Annotated in this window: 6 protein-coding genes; 2 read left to right on the forward strand and 4 right to left on the reverse strand. The window is 73.0% G+C overall.

The features are described 5' to 3' along the window. Positions 1-13: 13 nt before the first annotated feature. The 3 genes from ACTB72_RS07515 to ACTB72_RS07525 form a co-directional block, all read right to left on the reverse strand. Positions 14-550, reverse strand: coding sequence for a MarR family winged helix-turn-helix transcriptional regulator (locus ACTB72_RS07515; protein ID WP_463036363.1), 537 nt, complete (start codon positions 548-550; stop codon positions 14-16). A gap of 231 nt (positions 551-781) precedes the next feature. After that, positions 782-1,483, reverse strand: a complete 702-nt coding sequence (locus ACTB72_RS07520; protein WP_463036364.1) for a fumarylacetoacetate hydrolase family protein — start codon at positions 1,481-1,483, stop codon at positions 782-784. Positions 1,484-1,704: 221 nt separating this feature from the next. After that, on the reverse strand, positions 1,705-2,499 hold the full coding sequence (locus tag ACTB72_RS07525) for a GntR family transcriptional regulator (RefSeq protein WP_463036365.1): 795 nt from the start codon (positions 2,497-2,499) through the stop codon (positions 1,705-1,707). Between the two features lie 307 nt (positions 2,500-2,806). Here ACTB72_RS07525 and ACTB72_RS07530 point away from each other — a divergent pair, with 307 nt between their 5' ends. Then, the gene (locus tag ACTB72_RS07530; protein ID WP_463036366.1) at positions 2,807-3,550 is read left to right on the forward strand and encodes a tyrosine-protein phosphatase; all 744 of its coding nucleotides are present in this window, start codon (positions 2,807-2,809) and stop codon (positions 3,548-3,550) included. 116 nt (positions 3,551-3,666) lie between these two features. On the opposite strand, the gene ACTB72_RS07535 is transcribed toward ACTB72_RS07530, so the two are convergent. Further along, positions 3,667-6,948 (reverse strand): carboxyl transferase domain-containing protein, encoded by a 3,282-nt coding sequence (locus ACTB72_RS07535; RefSeq protein ID WP_463036367.1) that lies wholly within the window; start codon positions 6,946-6,948, stop codon positions 3,667-3,669. Positions 6,949-7,227: 279 nt separating this feature from the next. Here ACTB72_RS07535 and ACTB72_RS07540 point away from each other — a divergent pair, with 279 nt between their 5' ends. Next, the gene (locus tag ACTB72_RS07540; protein ID WP_463036368.1) at positions 7,228-7,983 is read left to right on the forward strand and encodes an IclR family transcriptional regulator; all 756 of its coding nucleotides are present in this window, start codon (positions 7,228-7,230) and stop codon (positions 7,981-7,983) included. Positions 7,984-8,042: the final 59 nt, after the last annotated feature.

Here is an 8,042-nt window from a genome sequence, read left to right on the forward strand (position 1 = left end):
TCCCCGCCCCGCCTCAGCGCCGTTTCTGCGGCGCCCGGCTGTGGTCGTTGTTGCCCTCGGCGAGCTTGCGCAGCATCCGCACGAACTCCTCGGCCTCTTCCGGCGCCAGCGGGGCCAGCGCCCTCTGCTGCGCCCGCATCGCGGCGGGTTCGGCATGGACCGCGAGTTCGGCCCCGCGTTCGGTGATGGTCACGATCTTGGCGCGGCGGTCGCGGCGCGACTGGACGCGGACCACGAGGCCCCGTTCTTCAAGATTGCGCAGCACCACCGCCACCGTGGTCCGGTCGAGCGCCGCCAGCCCGCCCAGCGACACCTGGTCGAGCGGCCCGAACTGGCGCAGCACCCCCAGCACCGCGAATTGCAGCGGCGTCAGGTCATGCTGGGCGCATTCGTCGAGAAACAGCGCCACCACGATCTGGTGGCAGCGCCGCAGCAGGTGGCCCGGCAGGTCCGGGATCGACATGGGGGGCGGTTCGGCGCCGATGGCGGTGGCGGAAATGGATCCGCCGAAACTCGCTATGGCCGCGCTCTGATCGTCGTTAACCATCATGGGTCGGCTCTCCTGGTGTCCTGAAGCGCGCCTCTCGGTTCTAAGTCCGGGTCTTCGGGCGACCGTGGGCGCGGATCTGCAACTTCGACGCGAATGAAACAATAATGACGTAACGGCGCCTGAGCGCCGGGATCAACCCCCTGGCGAACTATCAGCTTGGGGGTCGTGCGGTCGCGCCCTGCGCCGGGAAGGTCCGGAAAGGGGGCGCGACCGGATTTTCAGGGCGCCTGGTCAGGACGCGGGCGGTCCGAAGGTCAGGGTGGCCGGGCTGAGCCCGACCACTTCTGTGACGCAATGGTCGCCCGCGACCAGCGCGCCGACGCCGGCGGGCGTGCCGGTGTAGATCAGGTCGCCCGGCGCCAGCGTGACGGAGCGCGACAGGATCGAGATCACTTCGGGCAGCGACCAGATCATCTCGTTCAGGTCGCCGGACTGGCGCAGCCTGCCGTTGACCGACAGCGTGATCGCCCCGGCCTCCGGGTGCCCGACTTCGGACACCGGATGCAGCGCGCCGCAGAGCGCGGAGCGGTCGAAGCCCTTGGCGAGGTCCCAGGGCCGGCCCATGGCCTTGGCCTCGGCCTGCAGGTCGCGCCGGGTCAGGTCGTTGCCCGCGGCGTAGCCCCAGACATGGGAGAGCGCCGCGTCCTCGGCGATGTTCACGCCCCCCAGCCCCAGCGCCGCGACCAGCTCGCCCTCATGGTGCAGGTCGGCGGTGGCGGGCGGGTAGGGGATGGTCAGCCCTGAGTCGAACACCGCGTCGGCCGGTTTGGTGAAGAAGAACGGCGGTTCGCGGTCGGGATCCTTGCCCATTTCGCGCGCATGGGCGGCGTAGTTGCGCCCGACGCAGAACACGCGGCGCACCGCGAAGCGGGCCTCGGTTCCGGCGACGGCCACCGAGGCATGGGGCGCCGGGGGCAGGACGAATTCGGTCATAGGGGCTCTGTTCTTGAGAACTGCGCGGCGCGCTTCGGCGGGCGAGGGGGCGAGTGGTCGAAACGTATTGGCTGCATGTGTATCCGTTTTCGGACGGCCTGTCCTCCCCTGCCGCAGCGTGCGCTTCGCCGCAGACAGGGGCCGGGCCACGCTGCCGGATGAGCGCGGCGACTTCGACGGCGCCTCGCCGGGGCCGGCCGCAACGGCGGGCCCCGCGCCCCTCAGCGCTCGATGCAGCGCACCTGGCGGCGCGGGTCGGCGGGGGGGGAGTCGGGAATGGCGAAGATCTTCAGGGTCTGGTCGCGATTGTCGTGCAGCAGGTCGCGCACCGCGGCCTCGGCGCCAGAGCCGTCGCGGGCGCGGATCAGCGCCAGCGCGCGGCGCCAGCCGGCGGCGGCCTCGCGCCGGCGCTCGGAGGTCTGGTAGTCCACCTGATGTTCGCGCCAGATCAGACCCCAGAGCGTGCCCTCCGCGAAGCTGACCAGCATGGTTTTCATCAGCGCCGAGCGGCTCGCCCGCCCGATCGCCGCGCCGACGCGGGCCGAGGCCAGCGCGCAGGTCAGCGGGTCGGCGGCGGGGTCGCAGGCCAGCGCCTCGAGCCGGATGACCCGGTCTTCGATCTGGTCGAAATCGGCGGGCTCGCCCAGCGCCGCCGCATAGCGCGCGGCGAGGCCCAGAAGAGCTGCGCGCACGTTGAAGGTATCGGCCACCATGTCGTTGTCGATGGCGGCGACGAAGGCGCCGCGACGGGGGAAGATCTGCACCAGGCCGCGTTTTTCAAGCTCGCGGATCGCCTCGCGCACCGGCCCGCGGGAAACGCCGAAACGGTCGGCCAGCTCGACCTCGCCGACGCGGGCGCCGGGCTTGAACTCGCCTGCGAGGATGCGGCGCGAGACGTCGTCGGCGATCTGCTCGGGCAGGGTCCGGGGGCGGCGGGTCCAGTAGAACGCGCGGATCATGTCGTCGGGAGCGGCGAGGCCGGCGGCGACGAGACGGGGCGCGATAGGTTCGGTCATGTCTCTCCGGCGTCGGGTTGCGAAAGTTTCGGACGTGAACGTAAGCCTAGCGCGCGGGGCGGGGTCTTGGAAGGGTGGTCGCCATTTGTTGACGAATCGGGGCGGGGCCGGCGGGTCGGGCGCTCGGCCTGCCGGCCGTGGCCCCGCCTGCCGTCCCCCGCCTCGTCGCGTCCCCGTTCGCCCCTCCCGGAAATGCGCCCCCGCGTCGCCCTGTCGCCGGGGGAGATAGGGCGGATCTGCGCTAAGGCAACCTGACCGATCGGCAAGAACAGGGAGGGCGCGCAGGCCGCGCCCGGGAGGATCCGCGATGACCCGTCAGCTGCACCCCGACGCCCCCAATTTCCGCTCGCTCTGCTTCCTGCCGCTGGCCGGCGGGCGCCGGGTGCGCGAAGGGCGGTTCTACCGCTGCGCCAGCCCGCATAACTACTCCGCCGCGGCGCTGGCCGCGATGGAGGCGCTCGACCCCTATGCGGTCGTCGACTTCCGCGGCGTGGACGAGGCCGCGGCGGCCCCCTACACGCTGCCCGGCGCCATCAAGGGCCGCCGCGTGGCGATGCCGGTGGAGCCCAAGACCGGCGACCGGGTCCGCGCCCTGCACGACGCCGGCAAGCTGACCGAGGAGAGCGCGCGCGAGGCGATGCGCGAGACCTACCGTTATTACGTGCGTGACAACGGACATGTCTTCGCGGAGTTCCTGTCGCTCGCCGCCGAGGCCGGCGACCGCCCGATCGTGTGGCACTGCGCGGCCGGCAAGGACCGCACCGGCTTCGCCGCGGCGATGATCCTCACCGCGCTCGAGGCGTCGCGCGAGGCCATCGTCGCCGACTACCTGGTGTCCAACGATCTGTGGAAGCCGCATGCGGGGGCCTCTGTCTCGACCCTGCCGCAGATCGCTCGCGACGCGCTGGCCAAGGTCGAGGGCGCCTATCTCGACGCGGCCTGGGAGGCGCTGGCGGCCGAGCATGGCTCGCCCCAGGCCTTCGTTTCGACCGCGCTCGGCGGCGAGGCGGGGATGATCGCTTTCGTCGCCGCCAAGACCGAAGCCGCCTGAGGTTTCCCAAACCCGGCCCGCGCGCCGCCTGGCCGGCGCGACGCGAGGGTGGGCCGGGGCGACGGACGAGCGGGGCGCGGGCCGGGCGGCCCCCCCGCCCCGCCCTCACCCCGCCCTCACCACGAGTCGATCATCGGCCGCCGGCTCTCCTTCGGCAGGGTCGCCCGCGGCATCGCGCGCAGCGCCGAGACCAGCCGCGCCCGCGTATCCGCCGGGTCGATCACGTCGTCGACCGAGAGATAGGGCGCGATGTTCACCGCCTTGCCCACCTCATACATGGCCCCCACGATCTCGGCGTAGCGGGCCTGGCGCGCCTCGGGATCCGGGATCGCGTCGAGCTCCTTGCGGAACCCCAGCCGCGCCGCGCCCTCCAGCCCCATCGCGCCGAATTCGCCGGTGGGCCAGCTCAGCGTCATCTGGCTGCTCTCGTGAAAACTCCCCCCCGCCATCGCCATCGCGCCCAGCCCGTAGGCCTTGCGCAGGATCACGGTGAACATCGGGGTCTGCAGGCTCGCCCCCACCAGGAACATGCGCGAGAAGCGGCGCACGGTCGCCCGCGTCTCCGAGGCCGGGCCGACCATGAAGCCCGGCGTGTCGACCAGCGACAGGATCGGCACGTGGAACGCGTCGCATAGCTGGAGGAATCGCGCGGCCTTGTCCGCCTCCTCCGCATCCACCGCGCCGCCGCCCTGCGCAGGGACGTTGGCGAGCACGCCCCAGGGCTTGCCCTCGATCCGGATCATCGCCGTCGCCAGCTGGCGCCCGAACCCCTCGCGCAGCTCCATGACCGAGCCGATGTCGGCGATCCCCGCGATCACCGCGCGCACATCATAGGCGCGCAGGCGGTTCTCGGGGATCACGTGGCGCAGGCGGCGCGCGTCCGGCGCCTCCCACCCCGCCAGATTCCCCTGGAAATAGGCGAGGTAGCGTTTGGCGAGCGCGGTCGCCTCCGCCTCATCCTCCGCCACCACGTCGACCACCCCGTTGGGCGACTGGACGGAGAGGGGGCCGACCGCCTCCGGCGTCACCACGCCGAGGCCGGCGGCTTCGATCATCGCGGGCCCCCCCATGCCGATGGAGGCGTCTTTGGTGGCGATCACCACGTCGCAGCAGCCCAGCACCGCGGCGTTCCCTGCGAAGCACCGCCCCGAGACCACGCCGACCAGCGGCGCCACAGCCGAGAGCCGCGCGAACTGCCAGAAGGTCGGGTTGGCGAGGTTCACCCCCGGCCGGTTGTCGGTATCTCCCGGCCGCCCTCCGCCCCCCTCGGCATAAACCACCACCGGCAGCTTGGTCCGCTCCGCCACCTTCAGCAGCCGGTCGGTCTTGCGGTGCCCGATATTGCCTTGGGTGCCCGCCATCACCGTGTAGTCGTAAGCCATCACCGCGCAGCGCGCCTTTTCGGCGTCGAAGAGCGCGCCGTTCACCGCGCCCACCCCCGCCACCAGCCCGTCGGCCGGCGAGATCTCGCGCAGTTTCTCTTCCGGATGACGCGAGCGCTGCGCCGCCACTGCCAGCGCGCCGTATTCCACGAAGCTGCCGGGATCGAGCAGATCCGCCACATTCTCCCGCGCCGTGCGCTTGCCCTTGGCGTGGCGCCGCGCGACCGCGTCGGGGCGGCCTTCGTCCAGGGTCTGGCGGCGGCGCGCGTTGGCCTCGGCGAGGTCGGGGCGGATGTGGTCGGGATCGGCCTCGGCCTCGGCCGCCGGGCCGTCGCCGGCGATTTCGGCGGGTTCGAGGAAGGCGAGGGGCGCGCCCTCGGCCACCGTCTCCCCCAGCGCGGCGGCGGCGCGCAGCACGCCGGAGAAGGGGGCGAGGATGACATGCTGCATCTTCATCGCCTCCAGCACCGCCACCGGCGCGCCTTCGCGGACGGGTGCGCCGGGGGCGACGGGAAGTTCGGCCAGAACGCCGGTCATCGGCGCGGGGACGGCGCGAGTGCCCGGCGGGCCTTCGAGGCATTGAGCGTCGGGTTCGGCCGTCCCGGCGTCGGCGAAGAGCATCGGGTGGCCTTCTCCGGGCGCCGCCAGGGCCTCGGCATGGGCGTCGACGAAGCCGGTGTCGACCGCGTTGGCGCGCACCTCCGGCCGACGCAGAAGGTTCATCAGGAAGGGAATGTTGCTCGCCGCGCCCTCGATGCGGAACTGGCCGAGCGCGCGGTAGGCGCGGTCGATGACCGACGCGAAATCCCCGCGCCCGTGCACGATCACCTTGGCGAGCAGGCTGTCGTAATGCGGGCTCGGCGCGTAGCCGCCGAACCCCGCGCCGTCGACCCGCACGCCGGGGCCCGACGGCGGCTCATAGGCGGTCAGGCGGCCTGAGGAAGGGCGGGCGGTCCCGTCGGGCTGCATGGTCTCGAGGTTCACCCGCACCTGCACCGCGTAGCCGATGGGGGCGGGGGCGCCCTGGGCCAGGCCGATGTCGGCGAGGCTTTCGCCCCCCGCGGTCACCCGGATCTGGGCTTCGACGAGGTCGAGGCCGGTCACCGCCTCGGTCACCGTGTGCTCGACCTGCAGGCGGGGATTGGCCTCGATGAAGAAGACGGCGCCGTCGGTCTCGTCCACCAGAAACTCGAAGGTGCCGAGGCCCCGATAGGCGGCGGCGCGCGCCAGGGTCAGGGCGTGGGCGAGGATTTCCGCGCGCTGGGCGGGGGAGATGGAGGGGGAGGGCGCGATCTCCAACAGTTTCTGGCGGCGGCGCTGGAGGGAGCATTCGCGCTCGCCCAGATGGATCGCGGCGCCGGTCCCGTCGCCGATCACCTGCGCCTCGATATGGCGGGCGCGGCGCAGCAGGCGTTCGACATAGAGGCGGCCGTCGCCGAAGGCGCGCTCGGCCTCGGCCGCGCAGGTGGCGAAGGCGCCCGCCAGGGCGGCGGGGTGGGTCACCGGGCGCATGCCGCGCCCGCCGCCCCCCGCCACCGCCTTGACCATCACCGCCCCGCCCGGGCCGAGATCGGCGAGGAAAGCGGCGGCCCCGGCGAGGTCGGCGACGCCCGATCCGGGGATCACCGGCACGCCGTGTTCGACGGCCAGCGCGCGGGCGCGGGCCTTGTCGCCGAGAAGCGCCAGCGAGGCGGGCGTCGGCCCGATGAAGGCGAGCCCCGCCGCTTCGCAGGCCGAAGCGAAGGCGGGGTTTTCGGAGAGGAACCCGTAGCCGGGATGCACCGCGTCGCAGCCGGTCTCGTGCGCCGCCGCGATCACGGCGGCGATGTCGAGATAGGCCGCAGCCCCCCGCCCGGGCAGGGCGGCGGCGCGGTCGGCGAGCCGCACATGCAGCGCGCCCGCGTCGTCGGGGGCGTATATCGCGGCGGACGCGATCCCCAATCCCGCCGCCGCGCGCTGGATGCGCAGCGCCACCTCGCCCCGGTTGGCGATCAGGATGCGGCTCGGGCGGCTCATCGGCCGGCCCTCCCGACCCGGCGCAGGTTGGCGCGGCCGGTCGTCGCGGACATTTCCATCCCCATCGTCATTCTCCTTGTCGGAACGATCGTTCTATTTTAGCTAACCGAGCGTCGCCCCTCGCGCAATGCCGGGCCTCTCTCGCCATGAAGGTCGCTTTCGTCATGCAAGGGGGCGCTGCGGCGGGGATGCATCGCCGCGCGAAACGTGCAGGATGACCGCCCCGTCGACCGGACCCGCAACAAGGCCCGCAACAAGGCCCGCACCAAGGATAGAGCCATGCCGTCAGACGCCGCCTCCGCCCCCGCTCCGGACGGCCCGGCCGCGCCGGAGCGCGATGGTGCGGGCAGGGGCGTCGCCGCGGTCGACCGGGCGCTGTCGGTGCTCGCCGCCATCGAGCAGGCCGAGGAGCCGCCGACCCTCTCCGACCTCGCCCGCGCCACCGGCCTCTACAAATCCACGATCCTGCGTCTGATGGAGTCGCTGCAGGGCCACGGCTACGTCTCGCGGATGCAGGACGCGCGCTATGCGCTGGGCCCTGCGGTGCGGCGGCTGGGCATGGCCTATGAGCGGCGCAACCCGCTGGCCGAGCTGGTGGAGCCGGTGATGGCGGCGCTGGTCGAGGCGGGGTGCGAGAGCCCGAGCTTTCATGTCCGCCAGGATGCCAGGCTGCGGCTCTGCCTGTTTCGGCGGGAATCCAACCACGCGACCCTCGACCGGGTCCATGCCGGCGACCTGCTGCCGCTGGAGCGCGGGGCGGCGGGGCGGGTGATCCTCGCCTTCGACGGTGTGGCCGGGGGGGCGTCGGGCCCGGCCTTCGAGGCGGTGCGCGCCGAGGGCCACGCCCTGTCGCTGGGCGAGCGCGATCCCGACTGCGCCGGCCTCGCCGCTCCGGTTTTCGGTCCGCATCGCCGCCTGATCGGGGCGCTGTCGCTGTCGGGCCCGCGGGAGCGGTTTTCGGTGGCGAATGTCGAGGCGATGCGCGCCCGTCTGGTCGCCGCCGCGGCCGGGCTTTCCGCGGCGCTGGGCGGCTGACTGGCCGCCCGCCGCCCCGAGACCGCCCGACCCGGCGGCCCCGTTCCCCCGCCGCGCGG

Source organism: Albimonas sp., from assembly GCF_055129145.1.